20 protein-coding genes are annotated in these 17,471 nt (G+C 63.2%); 12 read left to right on the top strand and 8 right to left on the bottom strand.

Annotated elements, in window-relative coordinates:
• The first annotated feature begins 34 nt into the window (after nucleotides 1-34).
• From D0Y60_RS01165 to D0Y60_RS01145, 4 genes are all read left to right on the top strand, one after another.
• Complete coding sequence (locus D0Y60_RS01165; protein WP_117366306.1) at nucleotides 35-688, top strand: glutathione S-transferase family protein; 654 nt, start codon at nucleotides 35-37, stop codon at nucleotides 686-688.
• A 407-nt stretch (nucleotides 689-1,095) separates the two neighbouring features.
• Complete coding sequence (locus tag D0Y60_RS01155; RefSeq protein WP_117366304.1) at nucleotides 1,096-2,022, top strand: ABC transporter ATP-binding protein; 927 nt, start codon at nucleotides 1,096-1,098, stop codon at nucleotides 2,020-2,022.
• Complete coding sequence (locus D0Y60_RS01150; RefSeq protein ID WP_117366303.1) at nucleotides 2,019-2,780, top strand: ABC transporter permease; 762 nt, start codon at nucleotides 2,019-2,021, stop codon at nucleotides 2,778-2,780. Before D0Y60_RS01155 ends, D0Y60_RS01150 begins: the two co-directional genes overlap by 4 nt.
• A gap of 80 nt (nucleotides 2,781-2,860) precedes the next feature.
• The gene (locus tag D0Y60_RS01145) at nucleotides 2,861-4,051 is read left to right on the top strand and encodes an MFS transporter (protein ID WP_117366302.1); all 1,191 of its coding nucleotides are present in this window, start codon (nucleotides 2,861-2,863) and stop codon (nucleotides 4,049-4,051) included.
• Nucleotides 4,052-4,108: 57 nt separating this feature from the next.
• Here the strand turns inward: D0Y60_RS01145 and D0Y60_RS01140 are convergent, their stop codons facing one another.
• On the bottom strand, nucleotides 4,109-4,675 hold the full coding sequence (locus D0Y60_RS01140; protein ID WP_117366301.1) for a TetR/AcrR family transcriptional regulator: 567 nt from the start codon (nucleotides 4,673-4,675) through the stop codon (nucleotides 4,109-4,111).
• A 45-nt stretch (nucleotides 4,676-4,720) separates the two neighbouring features.
• On the opposite strand from D0Y60_RS01140, the gene D0Y60_RS01135 reads away from it, so the two are divergent.
• Entirely contained in the window at nucleotides 4,721-5,257 is a 537-nt protein-coding gene (locus D0Y60_RS01135) for a dihydrofolate reductase family protein (RefSeq protein WP_117366300.1), read from the top strand.
• Here D0Y60_RS01135 and D0Y60_RS01130 read toward each other — a convergent pair whose 3' ends face one another.
• Genes D0Y60_RS01130 through D0Y60_RS01120 form a run of 3 tightly spaced genes read right to left on the bottom strand, consistent with a single transcriptional unit; the run spans nucleotide 5,258 to nucleotide 7,006 of the window.
• Nucleotides 5,258-5,956 carry a TIGR02281 family clan AA aspartic protease gene (locus D0Y60_RS01130; RefSeq protein ID WP_117366299.1) on the bottom strand — a complete coding sequence of 233 codons (699 nt, stop codon included), beginning with the start codon at nucleotides 5,954-5,956 and terminating at the stop codon, nucleotides 5,258-5,260. It abuts the gene before it with no gap.
• Nucleotides 5,953-6,174 carry a DUF1289 domain-containing protein gene (locus tag D0Y60_RS01125; protein ID WP_117366298.1) on the bottom strand — a complete coding sequence of 74 codons (222 nt, stop codon included), beginning with the start codon at nucleotides 6,172-6,174 and terminating at the stop codon, nucleotides 5,953-5,955. Before D0Y60_RS01125 ends, D0Y60_RS01130 begins: the two co-directional genes overlap by 4 nt.
• A 49-nt stretch (nucleotides 6,175-6,223) precedes the next feature.
• The gene (locus D0Y60_RS01120; RefSeq protein ID WP_117366297.1) at nucleotides 6,224-7,006 is read right to left on the bottom strand and encodes an adenosylcobinamide-GDP ribazoletransferase; all 783 of its coding nucleotides are present in this window, start codon (nucleotides 7,004-7,006) and stop codon (nucleotides 6,224-6,226) included.
• A 288-nt stretch (nucleotides 7,007-7,294) separates the two neighbouring features.
• On the opposite strand from D0Y60_RS01120, the gene cobT reads away from it, so the two are divergent.
• Nucleotides 7,295-8,311 carry a nicotinate-nucleotide--dimethylbenzimidazole phosphoribosyltransferase gene (gene cobT, locus D0Y60_RS01115; RefSeq protein WP_117366296.1) on the top strand — a complete coding sequence of 339 codons (1,017 nt, stop codon included), beginning with the start codon at nucleotides 7,295-7,297 and terminating at the stop codon, nucleotides 8,309-8,311.
• 83 nt (nucleotides 8,312-8,394) lie between these two features.
• A complete protein-coding gene (locus tag D0Y60_RS01110; protein ID WP_117366295.1) occupies nucleotides 8,395-8,772 on the top strand; it encodes a diacylglycerol kinase in 378 nt (125 codons plus the stop codon).
• Nucleotides 8,773-8,945: 173 nt separating this feature from the next.
• Here the strand turns inward: D0Y60_RS01110 and D0Y60_RS01105 are convergent, their stop codons facing one another.
• Nucleotides 8,946-10,481, bottom strand: coding sequence for a HAMP domain-containing sensor histidine kinase (locus D0Y60_RS01105; RefSeq protein WP_117366294.1), 1,536 nt, complete (start codon nucleotides 10,479-10,481; stop codon nucleotides 8,946-8,948).
• 169 nt (nucleotides 10,482-10,650) lie between these two features.
• Here D0Y60_RS01105 and D0Y60_RS01100 point away from each other — a divergent pair, with 169 nt between their 5' ends.
• The 3 genes from D0Y60_RS01100 to D0Y60_RS01090 all read left to right on the top strand — a co-directional run bounded on the left by D0Y60_RS01100 (nucleotide 10,651) and on the right by D0Y60_RS01090 (nucleotide 12,426).
• Complete coding sequence (locus D0Y60_RS01100) at nucleotides 10,651-11,217, top strand: thermonuclease family protein (protein WP_117366293.1); 567 nt, start codon at nucleotides 10,651-10,653, stop codon at nucleotides 11,215-11,217.
• A 12-nt stretch (nucleotides 11,218-11,229) separates the two neighbouring features.
• The gene (locus D0Y60_RS01095) at nucleotides 11,230-11,871 is read left to right on the top strand and encodes a uracil-DNA glycosylase family protein (protein ID WP_199564087.1); all 642 of its coding nucleotides are present in this window, start codon (nucleotides 11,230-11,232) and stop codon (nucleotides 11,869-11,871) included.
• 66 nt (nucleotides 11,872-11,937) lie between these two features.
• The gene (locus tag D0Y60_RS01090) at nucleotides 11,938-12,426 is read left to right on the top strand and encodes an Lrp/AsnC family transcriptional regulator (RefSeq protein ID WP_117366291.1); all 489 of its coding nucleotides are present in this window, start codon (nucleotides 11,938-11,940) and stop codon (nucleotides 12,424-12,426) included.
• Here the strand turns inward: D0Y60_RS01090 and D0Y60_RS01085 are convergent, their stop codons facing one another.
• The 3 genes from D0Y60_RS01085 to D0Y60_RS01075 all read right to left on the bottom strand — a co-directional run bounded on the left by D0Y60_RS01085 (nucleotide 12,427) and on the right by D0Y60_RS01075 (nucleotide 14,905).
• The gene (locus D0Y60_RS01085; RefSeq protein WP_117366290.1) at nucleotides 12,427-13,113 is read right to left on the bottom strand and encodes a DNA alkylation repair protein; all 687 of its coding nucleotides are present in this window, start codon (nucleotides 13,111-13,113) and stop codon (nucleotides 12,427-12,429) included.
• Entirely contained in the window at nucleotides 13,110-13,982 is an 873-nt protein-coding gene (locus D0Y60_RS01080) for an NAD(P)-dependent oxidoreductase (RefSeq protein WP_117366289.1), read from the bottom strand. The genes D0Y60_RS01085 and D0Y60_RS01080 overlap by 4 nt, the downstream gene beginning before the upstream one ends.
• A gap of 95 nt (nucleotides 13,983-14,077) precedes the next feature.
• Nucleotides 14,078-14,905 (bottom strand): methyltransferase, encoded by an 828-nt coding sequence (locus D0Y60_RS01075; protein WP_117366288.1) that lies wholly within the window; start codon nucleotides 14,903-14,905, stop codon nucleotides 14,078-14,080.
• A gap of 152 nt (nucleotides 14,906-15,057) precedes the next feature.
• On the opposite strand from D0Y60_RS01075, the gene D0Y60_RS01070 reads away from it, so the two are divergent.
• Both D0Y60_RS01070 and D0Y60_RS01065 read left to right on the top strand, forming a co-directional pair.
• Complete coding sequence (locus tag D0Y60_RS01070) at nucleotides 15,058-15,786, top strand: DUF2270 domain-containing protein (RefSeq protein WP_117366287.1); 729 nt, start codon at nucleotides 15,058-15,060, stop codon at nucleotides 15,784-15,786.
• A 309-nt stretch (nucleotides 15,787-16,095) separates the two neighbouring features.
• Nucleotides 16,096-17,451 carry a calcium-binding protein gene (locus D0Y60_RS01065; RefSeq protein WP_158565364.1) on the top strand — a complete coding sequence of 452 codons (1,356 nt, stop codon included), beginning with the start codon at nucleotides 16,096-16,098 and terminating at the stop codon, nucleotides 17,449-17,451.
• Nucleotides 17,452-17,471 lie beyond the last annotated feature (20 nt).

Below are 17,471 nucleotides of genomic sequence, written 5' to 3'. Positions count from 1 at the left end.
TCGTCCTTGAGACGAGCAGCCAGGGAGAGAGACGATGACCGCCACGATCACCGCATTCGAAAGTTCGCCCGACCGTGGGCAGGGGTTGGCGCGCGATATGCGCGTGCGCTGGGCGCTGGAGGAGGTCGGCAAGCGCTATGACGTGCGCCTTCTCACCTTCAAGGCGATGAAGCAGCCGGATCATCTCGCGCTCAATCCCTTCGGGCAGATCCCGACCTATGAGGAGGGCGATTTTGCGCTCTTCGAATCCGGCGCCATCGTGCTGCATATCGCCGAGCAGCACTCCGGCCTGCTGCCGAAGGATGCGAACGGCAGGGCGCGGGCAATCATGTGGATGTTCGCGGCCGTCGCGACGGTCGAGCCGCCGATCGTCGAGCGCTCGATGGCCGTGATCGTGGAGCGCGACAAGCCGTGGCATGCCGAGCGGCTGCCGATGCTCGACGACCGAATTCGTGCGCGCCTCGCGGAACTCTCCCACCATCTCGGGGAGGGCGAATGGCTCGATGGGGCCTTCAGCGCCGGGGATCTGATGATGGTCCACGCGGTCCGTCGCCTGGAATCCTCCGGCCTCCTGTCGGAATATCCTGTCATTGCCGCCTATATCGCCCGCGGCCAGGCGCGGCCCGCCTATCAGCGCGCCTTCGCCGCGCAGCGGTCGGTTTTCGATGCGGCGGTGGCCGGCAAATGACGGGTTTCGCGCGGGCAAAAAAAGACCGGCGGGGGCGCCGGTCAAGAGGGGATGGCAATCCGCCTCGGGGAGACGGGTGCCTGGAACGTCACATTCCAACATCCCGGCTGGAGCGACCGGCCAAGATGCATGCGGTGCTTCCGCGGGGGAAGCGCGGCGGATGGGGCCGCCGGAAACTCCCTCAGGGTTCGGGAGCAAGGCCGCTGCGGGAGCAGGGAACGGTGGGTGCGCGGGGTGCAGAACCGTTCCTTTGGCCTCGTCGCGACCATGCTGGACGTCGGTCACGGTTTGATGACAGGCGGCTATCGAACGCTGAGAATTTTTTGCCGCCTGCGGGTGAAAACCGAGAAAGGACACGCCATATAGGGTGTCCTTCCGCATGACATCTCCTCTTTCCGGAGCCCCCGATGGCGCCCATCGTTTCCATACGCAATCTCACCAAGAGCTATGCCTCCGGGTTCCAGGCGCTGAAAGGCGTCGATCTCGATATCGAGCAGGGCGAAATCCTCGCACTGCTCGGGCCGAACGGTGCCGGCAAGACGACGATGATCTCCATCATCTGCGGCATCGTCACGCCGAGCGGCGGCACAGTCACCGTCGGTGGCCATGACATCCTCAGCGACTACCGCAAGACACGCTCCATCATCGGCCTCGTGCCGCAGGAGTTGACGCTGGATTCCTTCGAGACCGTCTACAACACCGTTGCCTTTTCGCGCGGCCTGCATGGCTGCAAGCCGGATCCCGCTCTCATCGAGCGCATACTCAGGGACCTCTCGCTCTACGACAAGAAGGACACGATGCTGCGCCATCTCTCCGGCGGCATGCGTCGGCGGGTGCTGATTGCCAAGGCGCTGTCCTATGAGCCGAAGGTGCTCTTTCTCGACGAGCCGACGGCGGGCGTCGATGTTTCCTTACGCAAGGACATGTGGCAGCTCGTCGAGCGGCTGCGCGCCAATGGCGTGACGATCATTCTCACGACGCATTATATCGAGGAGGCTGAAGAGATCGCCGACCGCATCGGCGTGATCAATCATGGCCAGATCCTGCTGGTGGAGGAGAAGAAGGCGCTGATGGCCAAACTCGGCCGCAAGCAGATGACCGTCGAGCTTGCCGAGCCCATCGCCGCCATTCCCGATGCCCTGTCGCCCTATGGGCTGGCGCTTTCGGGCGAGGGCACGCGGCTGACCTATGAATTCGATTCGACCGGCGAGCGGACGGGTATCTCGTCGCTCTTGTCGGCACTCTCGCAGTGCGGATTGCGGGTCAAGGACATCTCCACCGAGCAGAGTTCGCTGGAAGACATCTTCGTGGAACTGGTGGGAGAGGGCAAATGAACTTCGAGGCGATCAAGTCCATCTACGCGTTCGAGATGGCGCGCACGCGCCGCACTCTGCTCCAGAGCATCGTTTCGCCCGTCATCACCACCTCGCTCTATTTCATCGTCTTCGGCGCGGCCATCGGCTCGCGCATGCAGGAGGTGAACGGCGTGTCCTACGGCGCCTTCATCGCGCCCGGCCTCATCATGCTGACGCTGCTCAACCAGTGTATCGGCAACGGCTCCTTCGGCATCTATTTCCCGAAATTCACCGGCACGATCTACGAAATCCTGTCGTCGCCGATCTCGATGATCGAGATCGTCATCGGCTATGTCGGGGCGGCGGCCACCAAGGGCCTGATCGTCGGCACGATCATCCTGATCACCGCCTCGCTTTTCGTCGATATCTCGATCAAGCACCCCTTCATGATGGTGCTGTTTTTCGTGCTGACGGCCGTCAGCTTCTCGCTGTTCGGCTTCATGATCGGCATCTGGGCGAAGGATTTCGAACAACTCAACCTGTTCCCGATGCTGATCATTCCGCCGCTCGTCTTCCTCGGCGGCTCGTTCTACTCGATCGAAATGCTGCCGCCCTTCTGGCAGACGGTCAGCCATTTCAACCCGGTGCTCTACCTCGTCTCGGGCTTCCGCTGGAGTTTTTACGAGATCGCCGACGTCAATCCGATCGTCAGTCTCGTGACGGTGCTAGGCTTCCTCGTCGTCTGCCTGTCGATCACGGCGTGGATATTCAAGACCGGGTACAAGCTGAAGAACTGATCCTTGCCGCGCGGGACGTTGACCGTCCCGCGGCGCCCCCTTATCGCTTGCGCCATTCTTCTTAAGGCTCGAGCGAAACCATGACATCCAGACCGATAAACTCCATCCCAGCAACGGTCTGGGTGCTCGGCGTCGTCAGCCTGCTGATGGATATTTCCTCGGAGATGGTGCAGACGCTCTTGCCCTTCTATCTCGTCAGCGGACTGGGCGCGTCGGCGGTCTTCGTCGGTTTCGTCGAAGGGCTTGCCGTTGCGATCGCGACCGTCACCAAACTCTTCTCCGGCATCCTTGCCGACCGCATGGCGCAGCGCAAGCCGCTCGCCGTGCTCGGCTACGGCCTCGGTGCCGTCTCCAAGCTGATCTTTCCGCTCGCCACCTCCGTGGGCTGGATCGTCGCGGCCAAGGCGGTCGATCGCGTCGGCAAGGGCATTCGCGGCACGCCGCGCGATGCGCTGATCGCCGACGTGACGCCGCCGGAACTGCGCGGCGCGAGCTTCGGGCTGCGCAAGTCGCTGGATACGGTCGGCGGTTTCGTCGGCCCGCTCATCGCCATCGGGCTGATGATCCTGCTGGGCGGCGATGTGCTCGCGATCTACTGGATCGCGGTCATTCCCGCTTTCCTGGCCGTTCTGCTGCTGATCGTCGGGGTGCGCGAGCCGAAGGCGCCCTTTGAGGCGAAGGCGGGCGGGCTGCCGCGGCTTGCCGATATCGTCAGGTTGAACGGGGCGGTGTGGATGGTGATCGGCGCGGCCTCGCTCCTGACGCTGGCGCGGTTCAGCGAGGCTTTCCTGCTGCTGAAATCGCAGGAGGCGGGGTTTGCGCCGGCCTGGATCCCCATCACCATGGTGATCATGCATTCGGTCTATGGCCTGACGGCCTATCCGGTCGGGGCGCTGTCGGACCGCATCGGACGGTCAGGGCTTCTGATCGCGAGCCTGTTCGTGCTCGTCGCCGCCTATGGGACGCTCGCCTATGCGGCCTCCGTTCCGCTTTTCATCGCCGGCATCGTGCTCTGGGGGCTGCATATGGGGCTGTCGCAGGGGCTGCTTGCCACGCTGATCGCCGACACCGCGCCAAAACACCTCAAGGGCACCGCCTTCGGCGTCTTCAATCTCATCACCGGCTTGGTCGTGCTCATCGGCAATATCGCCGCCGGCTGGATCTGGGACACGCACGGCTCCGGCGCGACCTTTCTTACCGGGGCCGCGCTCTCGGGCATAACGGTTCTGGTCGCCGCGCCGATGCTGCTGCGGGTCAAGCGACCGGCGTGAAAAAACTCTCTCATTTGGCACGGGCCGCGGCCCGGCCCCTAAGGCTTCAAATAGAAATCACGCTCGGCCGTTTCGATCATCGAGCCAGTTTTCCAGCACGCGCCGTATCGCCCGGTCGGCCGGCTCCTCGCGGGTGAACGCCCACCAGGTATGCGCGCCCTGCCAGATGCTGGCCATCTGCCAGGCGAGGCGTGTTCCTTTTGCGGCATCGTCCGACAGGCGCCGGGCAAGGGCTTCGACAAGGCGATAGGCCCAGGCGGCGCCGCGGGCGCGCAGGGCCGGGTCCCGGATGTCCTCGCGCAGAAGGAGGAGGCCGTCGGTCGCATTGCGTTCGGCGGTTTGCGCCGGCATCAGCCGCATCAGAAGGTCGACGGCGCCAGCGGGGGTGGCGGCAGTGTTCGCATCGGCCGCATCGGTCTCCGCGTCCAGCCGGTCCCAGGCCCGCAGCAGCACCGCCTGCACCATCTTCTCGCGGTCGCCATAGCGCTGCACCAGCGTCGCTGCCGAAAGGCCAGACGCCTTGGCGGCGCGGGCGAAGGTGAGGCCGGCGGGGCCTGTCTGCATCATGGTTTCCAGAAGCGTGTCGAGCACACGCTCGTCAGGGATTGTCTTGTGTCGCGCCATGGCTATATATAAATGAATGTTCGTTTATTAATCAAGGGGTTTTGTATGGCCAGGATATTGGGTTACATCGCCGCCAGCCTCGATGGGCTGATCTCTGCCGAAAACGACAATCTGGATTGGCTCTTCGAATATGACGGGATGGATCTCGGCGAGCATGACTACCGTAGCTTTCTCAACGGCATCCGCACCGTCGTGATGGGGCGGGGCACCTATGATTTCATCGCGCGCGACCCGTCGCCCTGGGCCTATGACGGCAAGCGGACCCTCGTCGTCACATCGCGGCCGATCGAAGCGCCGAAGGGGCCGCTCGAAATCCGCAGCGATATCGATGCGCTGATTGCGGAACTGCGCGCGCTCGATGACGGCGATGTCTGGATGCTGGGCGGCGGCAAGCTGCAGATGGCGTTTCTCGAACGCGGCGCGCTGGACGAGATCGAGATTTATATCATCCCGGAAATGCTCGGGGGCGGGGATCCGCTGTTTCCGCTGACGGGGTTCCGTGCCAGCCCAACACTCATCAGCGCCAAGGCGATCGACCGGGGATGCGTGCGGCTGCACTACCGTTTCGAGACCGCGGTCTGATCAATCCTTCAGCCGCAACTCGTCGCGGGTGATCTCGATGGAGCCGAGGGTTTCCAGGAAGCTCATGCCGAGCAGGCTCTGGTCGAGCTGGCCGGGCTGGGTGACCATGCCGCGGATCGTGCCGCGCATGATGGGGCCGATGGCGACCTGCCGCAGCGTCACGGGGGCAGCCATGGCGCGGCCGTTGGCGGTGGAGACTTCGATCGAGAACACGAGATTGTCCGGGTTGATGCCGAGCCGCATCGCGTCGTCATAGGTCAGCACGATCGAGCTTGCGCCGGTATCGACCATCATGCGCAGCGGCGCGCCGTCGATGCTGACATCGGCCTCGAAATGGCCGGAGACGCCCTTGTTGATGACGAGGATCTGTTCGCCATTTGCGCCCGTCGTCACGACCGCGCGACCAGGGATGAGGCCGGCCGTCAGCCGGTTGCCGACCTGCTGGAGGTCGAAGCGGTAGAGATAGCCGGTCGCGAGGGCGAGGATGATCAGCAGCCAGATCGCGGCCTGGCGTAGGCTTTCACCCCATTGCCGGCGGCTGGCGAGAATGCCGGCGCCCATCATCGTGCCAATCGCCGACAGCGTCACGAGGCGGCCGAAATCATTGTTGTCGATGCCGAGGGTGCGGCCGCCGTCGTGATTGAGGATCAGCAGCACGAGGCCGGCACCGAGAATGCCGAAGAGGATGTAGAGCCTCATGCCTCGCCGCGCTCCCGCGCCATGCGCGTACGGCGGGTTTCGCGCCGGGGCTTGCGCTCAACGGTTTCGAGACGAGCCGGCAGTTCCGCCATGATCGCGCGGCGCTGATCGGACGTGTAGAACGACCAGGCGCCGATTTCATCGCGCGTGCGGCCGCAGCCGAAACAGTAGCCGGTCACCATGTCGATCGAACAGACGAGGATGCAGGGTGATTCCATTGCGTCTCCGGATATCCCACTTATGCTTTCGCAGTCCTATATCGTCAGCTCACAGCGCCAAGGCAAGAGCTGTAAGGACCGACATTTCCGTGAGCTGCTGCGTGGCGCCGATCGTATCGCCGGTATGACCGCCGATCTTGCGCACTGTGATGCGGTTGAATACCAGCACGGCGGCGATGGCGCCGGAGAGCGAGAGCGCAATCGAAAAGATCGTCGCATGCGGCGCGAGAAGGGCGGCGGCGATGAGAATGCCGGTGACGAGTGCGACGACGGTTGCAGTGCGGTCCGGCTCGCCGACGGAGGCGGCCACGCCGTCGCGCCGGGCGGGCGGCAAAAGCGACCAGTGCCAGACCATGGCGGTGCGGCTTGCGGCGGCGGTGGCGAGCAGCGCCATGGCAAGGCCGGCGGGCGTAAGGACCGGGCCAAGCGCTGATATGGCGGCGCTGCGAATGCCGAAGGAGAGCACCAGTGCCACGACACCGTAGGAGCCGGCGCGGCTGTCCTTCATGATGGCGAGCGCGCTGTCGCGGTCGCGCCCGCCGCCGATGCCATCGGCGCTGTCGGACAGGCCGTCCTCATGCAGGGCCCCCGTGATCAGCACCTGCAGGCCGAGCACGGCAAAGGCGAGCAGCGGCGGCGGGGCATGGAGGGCGAGCAGCACGGCGGCAAGTGCGGCCGGCGGCAGCACGATCAGCACGCCGGCGACCGGGAAGGCCGCGACGGCGCGCGACAGCCTGCCGTCATGACCGATGAAATGACGTTGCGGCACATGCACGCGGGAGAGAAAGGCGACGGAGCGGGCGATGTCGTCGATATAGTCCTGGATGGTCACGCTTTTGGTCCCTGCTGGCGGGCGGCCAGACTGGCTGCCGACGCCTGAAAGATAGTCCCCGGAGCATGCTCGAGGATGGAGGAGGGCGAGAGCTGCCGCGCAGTCTTCGCCCCCGTTTTGGGCATCGTAGAGCCCGTATCGCCGGGCCACTTTCCGATGCGCGACACCTGTCGCCGCCTGCCGCCGCAAAAGGCGCCGGCCTCTGCCGCAAATGCGGTTGTCGGCGCCGCGCCCTGCCTCTATTAGGAGACACCTGCCTTTGAAAGCCCCAACCAAGGAATTCCCAAGATGAGTGCCAGCGGCCTGCCGTTCGATGATTTCCGTGAATTGCTGCGCAATCTGCCCGGTCCGGATGCGGCCGCGCTGGTGGCCGCGCGCGAACGGGACGCGCAGCTGACGAAGCCGCCGGGCGCGCTCGGCCGCCTGGAAGAGATCGCCTTCTGGCTCGCCGCCTGGACGGGCCGCGCCCCGGCCGTCACGCGCCCGCTGGTTGCCATCTTCGCCGGCAACCACGGTGTCACCAAGCAGGGCATCACGCCCTATCCGTCCTCCGTCACAGCGCAGATGGTGGAAAATTTCGCGGCTGGCGGCGCGGCGATCAACCAGATCTGCGTGACGCACGATCTGGGCCTGAAAGTTTTCGACCTCGCGCTCGATTATCCGACGGCCGACATCACCGAGGAACCGGCGCTCTCGGAACGCGACTGTGCCGCCACGATGGCTTTCGGCATGGAGGCCGTTGCCGGCGGCACGGACCTGTTGTGCATCGGCGAAATGGGCATCGGCAACACGACGATCGCCGCCGCCATCAACCTGGCGCTTTACGGCGGCACGGCGGAGGAATGGGTCGGTCCGGGCACCGGCTCGGAAGGTGAAGTGCTCGAGCGCAAGATCGCCGCTGTCGAGAAGGCGGTCGCGCTGAACCGCGATCACCTCTCTGATCCGCTGGAGGTGCTGCGCCGTCTCGGCGGCCGCGAGATCGCGGCGATGGCCGGCGCGATCCTTGCCGCACGCATGCAGAAAATCCCCGTCATCATCGACGGCTATGTCGCGACAGCGGCCGGCGCCATTCTGCGCGCCGCCAATGCCTCGGCGCTCGATCACTGCCTGATCGGCCACGTCTCGGCGGAGCCGGCGCATATGAAGGCGATCGAGAAGCTCGGCAAGACGCCACTTCTGGCGCTTGGCATGCGTCTGGGCGAGGGCACGGGCGCGGCGCTTGCAGCCGGTATCGTCAAGTCGGCGGCTGCCTGCCATTCTGGCATGGCGACCTTCGTTCAGGCGGGCGTCAGCAACCGTTCGTAGCGAGCGGTCGGCAAAAAAGCCAAAATGACATTGAGACCCGTGGGGCATTGGCTCCATGGGGGCGGCAAGAACGGGATTGAAGAATGGGTCAGGGACCAATCGAGAAAAAGACGGGCTTCAGCCACCTGATCGCAGCAGCGACCTATTCGGCCGCCGGCGCACGCCGCCTGCTCGGCGAATCCGCCTTCCGCCATGAACTGATCGCCTTCGGCGTCGCCATGGTCATCTTCGTCGTCGTCGGCGCCAACTTTTTCCAATATGTGGCGATGGCGATCCTCTTCCTGCTGATGATCGCCTTCGAGGCACTCAACACGGCAATCGAGGAGATCGTCGACCGGGTGTCTCCGGAGATTTCGGAGATGGGCAAGCACTCGAAGGACCTCGGGTCCTTCGCGGTGTTCTGCCTGATCGTCGCCAATGCCGGTTACGCCGGCTATGTGGTGATTTCGCAGTTCATCTGAGGTGGTGCGGATGTGTTGATCCTCGGGTCAAGCCCGAGGATGACGCAAGAAGTAAGGTCTCCTGCCACGACAACGGTACCGCCTGCTGCACCGATCAATGAGGAGGGGAAGTCCTTCCTCCTCTCTGTCATCCTCGGGCTTGACCCGAGGATCCACGCCTCCGCTGAAACGCCTCAGGCGAAGCTCTTGCGGCGTGGCGAGACGGCTTGCGTTTCGGTGACGGCGGGCAGGCTTTGCAGCACGCGTTTGGCCGGCAGGATCGCGATGGCTTCGGTGCCCTCGCGCAGCTTCGATTTCAGGATGAATTCGCCATTGTGCTTGGCAAGGATGGCCTGAACGATCGGCAGGCCGAGGCCGGTGCCCTGTTCAGCGCTCTTGATGGCGATGGAGCCCTGTCCAAAGGCCGAGAGAACCACAGGGATTTCGTCCTCGGGAATGCCGGGGCCGTTGTCCTTGATGGAGAGATATTGGCCGCCGCCGGCCGTCCAGCCGGCCTTGACGACGATCTCGCCACCTTGGGGCGTGAATTTCACGGCATTGGACAGGAGGTTCAGGACGACCTGGCGCAAGGCCTTTTCATCCGCCCAGAGCGCCGGCATGCCGCCTTCGACCTGCTCTGATATCGTGATGTTCTTCGCCCTCGCGCGCAGCTGCACCATGCCGATGCAATCCTCGGCGATATCGACGAGATGCACGCTGTCCTCCGACAGGTCGTATTTGCCGGCCTCGATGCGCGAGAGATCGAGGATTTCGTTGATGAGGTTGAGCAAGTGCTGGCCAGAGCGGTGGATATCCGAGGTGTATTCCTTATAGACCGGGTTGTTGAGCGGCCCGAGCACTTCCGTCGACATGACCTCGGAGAAGCCGAGAATGGCGTTCAGCGGCGTGCGCAGCTCATGCGACATGGAGGCGAGGAAGCGGGATTTTGCGAGGTTGGCTTCTTCCGCGCGGCGGCGGGCTTCGTCCGACATGGACTTTGCCACTTCCAGCTCGGCGATCAGGTCGTCTTTCTCCGATTGTGAGGAGAGGAGCTGGGCGCTCGTCTGGCGCAGGCGATGCGTGATGAAGATGAGGAAGACGAGGGCAGCAGCGATGATCGCCGCCATAGCCATGGTGGTGGGCGCGGGGCGCAGCAGGGCCGAGAGGACAAGGGCTGCCACCGTCGGCGCGAAGGCGAAAAGCACCGCATGGCGCAGCATCAGCGTTGTGATCGTGGTGACGGCAAGCGCAACGAGGAGGGCGGTGCCTTGATAGAGTTCAAAGGTGACGCCGGTGCAGCTGCCGCAGGTCTGGAGCGCAAGGGCCGCCCAGGCGATGCCCATCAGCAGCTGCGCCGCTAGAAAGCGGCGCTGCCAGCGCTGTACGGTCTCGGTGGTAATATCTTTGCCGCGTGCACGGCGCGCGATGATCATGCCGACCGCATGCACGCTGAGCGCCAGCACCGCCCAGGCCGTGAGGCCGATTTCCTGCGTGAGATAGATGCCGATGGCGGCGATCATCACGATGATGGCGGGGATGAGGAGCGCGCTTTGTACCACGGAGGCAATGTGGAGCTGCAGCATTTCCCGCTCGAGGCCGGCGGAAATGCCCGTCGCCGTCTGCAACCGTTCGCGAGTCGTGCGCACAGCCCGCGAAACAGCCTTGTTTCTATGGCTGCGCGACTTGTCGACGATGATCTTGTCGGTCGAGGTACTGACGCCGGTACTCATACGAATTGCAACGGTTGCTGATGGCGTTGAATTCTAGGGGGCAATCCTTAAGAAGATGCTGCCGTGCATAAACCATTTACGAACCATTTCGACATTTTCCGTAGCGTGACCGCGGCGGCGTTTCGGGTATGACGGTGCGTCAGTACTCAATGGCAGGAAGCGGAATTTCATGGGGCTTTCCAAAGGGGCGCGCGATGTCGGCGTGGCGATGGCGATCCTGGCGCTGACGGCGCTGATCGTATTGCGCATCGGCGGCGAAAGCGGCGAGACGATCAGCGGGGCAGCGCGCGCCGCCGACGGCGATACGCTGACGCTCGACGGGCATCGTATCCGTCTCGTCGGCATGGATACGCCGGAGATGATGCAGATATGCAAGCGCGACGGCGAGGACTGGCGCTGCGGCGTGGCCGCCCGCTCACGGCTCGCCGAGCTCTTGCGCGCGGGGCCGGTCACCTGCCGGATGCAGGGCAGGGACAAATACGACCGTCTTCTGGCGCGCTGCGAGACGGAGGCTGGCGATCTCGGCCAGCGCATGGTGCGCGAAGGGCTGGCGGTCGCCTATGGCGGCTACGAGGATGAGGAGCAGTTCGCCAAGGCCGAGCGCAAGGGGCTCTGGGCCACGGAATTCGATCTGCCGCAGCAATGGCGCCGCATGAACGGTCGTCCGCAGGAGGATACGCATACGGGGGAGCGCGGCGTGCTCGACGCCATTCTGTCGACGCTGGGCTTTGGCTGACGGATGGCGGGGATGAGCGAGCGCAAGCCTGCCGACGATATCGCCGCGCTCAGCGTGGCCATCGCCGCCTGTCGGTTCTGTCGGGACGCACCGGCCAAAGGGCCGGAGGATCGCTTGCGGCACGAGCCACGGCCCGTCGCCGTCCTCTCCGCACGGGCGCGCATCCTGATTGCCGGACAGGCACCGGGGCTTCGGGTGCATGAGAGCGGACTGCCCTTCAACGATGCCTCCGGTGATCGGCTGCGCGACTGGCTGGGCGTGACGCGGGAAGAATTCTACAACCGAGAAAAATTCGCCATCGTGCCGATGGGCTTCTGTTTTCCCGGTTATGACACGCATGGCAGCGACCTGCCGCCGCGACGGGAATGCGCACCGCTGTGGCGCGCGCGGGTCATCGCGGCCATGCCGCAGGTCGAGCTGGTGCTGGCGATCGGCCAATATGCGCAAGCCTGGCATCTCGGCGCGACGAAGGGAAAGAGCATGACCGACACGGCGCGCGACTGGCGCCGTCATCTCGGCCGCAACGCGGCGCCCGCGGTTCTGCCGCTGCCGCATCCGAGCTGGCGCAACACGGGCTGGCTGAAACGCAACCCGTGGTTTTCGGACGAGGTTCTGCCCGAATTGCGAAAGCGGGTGAAAACTCTTACCACGTGAAATGACATTCTTCCCATTTGCCACAATCTCGGTATATGAGGGAATTAAATTTCTTAGGGGATGTAAATGGATCGTCTGGACCGCAAAATCCTGCGCCTTCTGCAGGAAGATTCCACGCTGGCTGTGGCCGACCTCGCCAAGAAGGTCGGGCTGTCGACCACGCCTTGCTGGCGGCGTATCCAGAAGATGGAGGAGGACGGCGTGATCCGCAAGCGCGTCGCGCTGCTCGATCCGGTCAAGATCAACACGAAGGTTACTGTCTTCGTTTCGATCCGCACCAATTCTCACTCCACCGAATGGCTGAAGCGGTTTTCGGAAGTGATCGTCGAGTTCCCCGAGGTCGTCGAATTCTACCGTATGAGCGGCGAGGTGGATTACCTGCTGCGCGTCGTCGTGCCCGACATTGGCGCCTATGATGCCTTCTACAAGCGCATGATCGCCCGAATCGAGATCCGCGACGTCTCCTCGGCTTTCGCCATGGAGCAGATCAAGTACACGACCGAGCTGCCGCTCGATTACATGACCGTGGACAACCAAAAGAACAGCGACGAGTAGTCAGCGCTTGAGGCGGGCGAGGACCTTCTCGTCCGTCAGTTCCCGCACCGCATCCTTGCCGATCCAGCGCGCCGTCTTGTCGCTGCTGCCCGCAAGGGTTCGTGCCAGGTTAAGCGCGGGCGCATGGCAGGCATGGCTGCGCTTACCGATGTTTCGCAGCGCCCAATTGACCGCCTTCTTTACGAAATTGCGCGCATCGCCGGCATGGTCTTCAACGAGATCGAGCCAGCCGATCAGCGTTTCGTCAGGCTCCTTCTTCATATGCACGGCAGCGCCGGCAATCATGGCGAAGGCGGTGCGGCGCACGAATTCCCGCTCGTCGGCTGCGAATGTCGGGATCAGCGAGACAAGCTTTGCCTCGATAAAGATATCCGCGGCATTGTCGACCACCTCCCAGGAGTTGAAGTCTTCGGCAAGGCGGAGGGCCTCGTCCGGCGTAAGCTTCGTTGGTTCCAGCGTATAAAGCGCCAGCATGCGGGCCTCGCGGAGACCGCTGGCCCACAGGGTGAAAGCGCGGGCGTGATCCTTGCCCGTCAGGCGCCCGATTTTCTGCAGGTCGGGATTGGAAATACCGATCGCCGTCTCCGTGACGATGCCGAAGCGCTTCATGCCAGCGATGTTGTCCTCCGATCGTAGCGAGCAGAGGTGTTCGATGATCTCTTCGGCGGTGGAGGTCTTACCGATCATTTCCGTTCGAGGCGGGCGAGCAGCGAGGACGTGTCCCAGCGGTTGCCGCCCATATCCTGCACGTCGCCGTAGAACTGGTCGATGAGGGCGGTGGTGGGAAGCTTTGCGCCATTGCGGCGGGCTTCGGACAGGACGATGTCGAGGTCCTTGCGCATCCAGTCGATAGCGAAGCCGAAATCGTATTTGCCCGCGATCATCGTCTTGTGGCGGTTGTCCATCTGCCAGGAGCCGGCCGCCCCCTTGGAGATGACCTCGATGACCGCCTCCATGTCGAGGCCGGATTTCTTGCCGAAATGAATGGCCTCGGCGAGGCCCTGCACGACGCCGGCCACGCAGATCTGGTTGACCATCTTGGCAAGCTGCCCGGCGCCTGCGTCGCCCATGCGGCCGACCATGCGGGCATAGGCGTCGATAATAGGCTTGGCTTTCTCGAAAACCGCTTCCTCGCCGCCGCACATGACGGTCAGGACGCCGTTTTCGGCACCGGCCTGGCCGCCGGATACGGGGGCGTCGATGAAATGCAGGCCCTTGGCTTTGCAGGCCGCGTCCAATTCGCGGGCGACTTCTGCGGAGGCCGTGGTGTTGTCGATGAGCGTGGCGCCCGGCTTCATGCCTTCGATCGCGCCATCCTTGGCAGTGGTGACGGAGCGCAGGTCGTCGTCATTGCCGACGCAGGTGAAGACGAAATCGGCGTCTTTTGTGGCCTCGGCCGGGGTACGAAACGCCGTGCCGCCGAATTCTGCCGCCCATTTCTCCGCCTTGGCGAAGGTGCGATTATAGACCGCGACCTCATGGCCGCCCTTGACCTTCAGGTGCCCGGCCATGGGGTAGCCCATGACGCCGAGACCGATGAACGCAACCTTTGCCATGCCGTAACCTCCTGCAATTGCTGGCAGGAGGTTTAGCGGATCATCGTTTCCGGCGAAAGTGTTTCTCTTGTGTCAGGGGCAATGCGTCCCACCGGTCAGCCGCGATACTTCGCCAGCACGAGATGGCCGGCGATCGTCTCGCCTTCTTCCATGCGCACGGTGATATCGATGATCTCGACGAGGTCGAAACCGGTCTCGTCGAGGCGCTGGCGGACATAGTCAGGCGCATGGGCGAAGCGCTGATGCGGGCCGACCATGAAGGGGCGGCCGGCGAAGGTATCGGCCGGCAGCGTTTCCGACGAGAAGATGAAGTGTCCGCCGGCCACTAGGTTTTCGGCGGCGCCGAAGAACAGCGGCTCCAGCGCGCCGAGATAGGGCAGCACGTCCGTCGCGGTGATCAGGTCGAAGGGCTCGTCGTCATTGTCGTCCAGGAAATCGACGGCCTCGGCGACGTAAAGCGTCTCGTAGAGGTCCTTCTCATGGGCGACTTCGACCATGTTTTCCGACAGATCGACGCCGGTGATGTCGTCTGCCATGTCACGCAGCGCGCCGCCCGTCAGGCCCGTGCCGCAGCCGAGGTCGAGCACGCGCTGGAACGGACCCAGCTTGAGGTCCTGGAAGCGCTGGCGCACCAGAAGCGGCACGCAATAGCCGAGCTGTTCGACGAGCACGTCCTCGAACACTTCGGCATGCTGGTCGAAGAGGGTGGCGACATAGGCGTCGGGCGCCTTTTCCGGCGTCTCGCCGCGGCCCATCGAGGCCAGGCGCACGGCCGCGCCGCCATGGTCTTCCGGGTCGAGCGCCAGCACCTCCGCATAGGCTTTGGCGGCGGCATCGAAATCGCCGGATTTTTCCAGCGAAAGGGCGCGGTTATAGGCTTCCGCGAGCGCGTCTTCATCGATCTTTTTCATGCGGCGTCTCATACGGGCCGCCCGGCGTTTTGGCAATGGAGGCGGATGCGCGCAAACGGTCGCCCGAGATGGGGGCATTCGCCCCTAAGTGTAAATAAGCATTTATCAATTGGCGAAAGAGGCGCATGATCTTCCCAAGACCAAAAAGACAATTGGAGGAAAGAATGCCCGCCGATATGTCCCCCTTGTTGCTTTCCGCCGAGGCCAAGCGCACAGGCAGTCCCGCTCTGCCCGCGACGCCGATGGAAACGATTAACACCATGGTGCACTATTATCGCGGCGAGCTTGGCCGGATGGCCGGCTGGCGCGACCGGATCGACCGAACGTCGAACTGGGCGATCACGGTGGTGGCTGCGCTGCTTTCCGTGTCGCTTTCGACGCCGACCTCGCATCACGGCGTGCTGCTCTTCGCCATGCTGCTCGTCTCACTGCTCCTGATGATCGAGGCGCGGCGCTACCGATTCTTCGACGTCTATCGGGCGCGCGTGCGCCAGCTCGAGCGTTTCTATTTCGCCGAGATCCTCAATCCGCGCGCTGCGCTCGATCTCGACTGGGCCGCGCCGATTGCGAAAAGCCTGCGCAAGCCGGAATTCCTGATCAGCTACCGCGATGCGACCTGTCGGCGGCTCCGGCGGAACTATTGCTGGCTCTATCTCATCCTGCTGCTCGCCTGGGCGCTAAAGATCTCCTCCTCCATGATGCAGAAGCCGGCGACGGCCGGTCGCGACATGACGCTGGCCGTGGAGCACGTGGTGGCGAATGCCGCGCTTGGACCGATATCGGGCCTGGTGGTGATCGGCTTCGTCACGGCCTTCTACGCCGTCATCGCCTATTTCTCACTGAAGGTCGACATGTCAGACACCGAACTGGCCCATGGCTCGGTGCACGTTTAACTCGGGCCTTCTCGGCGGTCGCTGAGCGGAGAGAAGAGGCGGAGACCGTTCAAGCCCTCACGCGGGTATCCGGGTGAGCGCGTTTGCGGCTTCAGTTTGAGCTAACGCTGATATTGGATTCGTGCTTTAGTAGCGGCACAGATGGGTCCTGATGGCGCGGTTTTGCAATGCCTTCGAAACCTCTGCCAGATTCGCCATCCGGCTTCTTCCGCTTGATCAAAGACGGCGCTGCGTCAGCAGGCGCGCGCTGCCGGGCCGAAACAGTCGCCTCAAGCGGCTGTGCCCGAAGAGCCGATGGAGGAATGTGCAATGGCCTCTTATACCTACACAAGTGATTTCACCGTCACCGCGGCAAGCACGAATGCGATCAATATCGCTGCATATGATAATGTGTATATCGCGCAGGGTGCGACGATCTCGACGACGGGCAGTTTCAGTTCGTCGATCAGAGGCGATTCTCATGATCGGATTACGGTCGCAGGCGATATATTCTCCGATTATATAGGGATATATTTCGCGTCTTCGGACGGCGGGAGCAGAGTGACTGTGAATTCGACGGGCGGTGTCGCCGGAGGTTCCTATGGAATATACGCGGCAGGGTCGTTCAATACGATCGTGAATGCCGGAGCTATCTCCGCATATTGGGCCGTTACATCAAGTGGTGACAACAATTCGATTACCAATACGGGGCTTATTCAAGGTGATTCCATCGCGATCAATCTGGGAGGGCTCAGCGGCCAAACCAACAGGATCTTCAATACGGGCGAAATCATCTCGACGGCCTACGCCCTCAGTCTTGGTAATGCCTCCGATACCGTGATCAACAAAGGGTTCATCGGCGGAACGATGTCCCTTGGTGCCGGCAACGACGTTCTGGACAGCCATCTCGGCCTGCTCGACGGAGAAGTGCGTGGAGGAACGGGCAATGACAGCATTACCGGCGGCGCACTGAACGATCTGCTCTATGGCGAAGACGGAAACGACACGCTCGATGGGGGAGCCGGTGACGATCTGCTGGATGGGGGTGTCGGCACCGACAGCATGACGGGTGGCATAGGAAACGACCGGTACTACGTCGATACTGCCGCCGACCTGATCATTGAAGCCGTGGGGGGAGGCAAGGGCGACCGGCTTTTTGCTTCAGCGAGTTATACGCTGCGCAGCGGTATTGAGGTCGAACGTATGGAAACGACCAGCGCCAGCGGCACGACATCGATCAACCTGACGGGCAATGACTTTGCGCAAACGATATTCGGCAATGCCGGCGCCAATGTGCTCAAGGGCGGTGGCGGCAACGACGTCCTGCGTGGCTACGGCGGCAAGGATACACTGGTCGGCGGTGCCGGCAACGATACCTTCGTCTTCAACACGACGCTCAATGCAACGACCAATGTCGACACGATCAGCGATTTCAACGCCCCGGCCGATACGATCCAGATCGACAATGCGGTTTTCCTCGGGCTGGCGACGGGCGCCCTTGCGGCGAGTGCCTTCAAGGATCTCGTGGTCGGCACGAAGGACGCGAGCGACCGCATCCTCTATAATTCGAACACTGGCGACCTCTTCTTCGACCGCGACGGTTCGGCAACGACCTATGCGCCGATCAAGTTCGGTTTTCTGACGGGATCGCCGACGATCACCGCAGCGGATTTTTTCGTCATCTGAACAGCCCGCCGGAGCAGGGG

The organism is Shinella sp. WSJ-2, from assembly GCF_003432075.1.
Taxonomy (GTDB): domain Bacteria; phylum Pseudomonadota; class Alphaproteobacteria; order Rhizobiales; family Rhizobiaceae; genus Shinella.
This window is presented reverse-complemented; position numbering and strand designations above follow the sequence as displayed.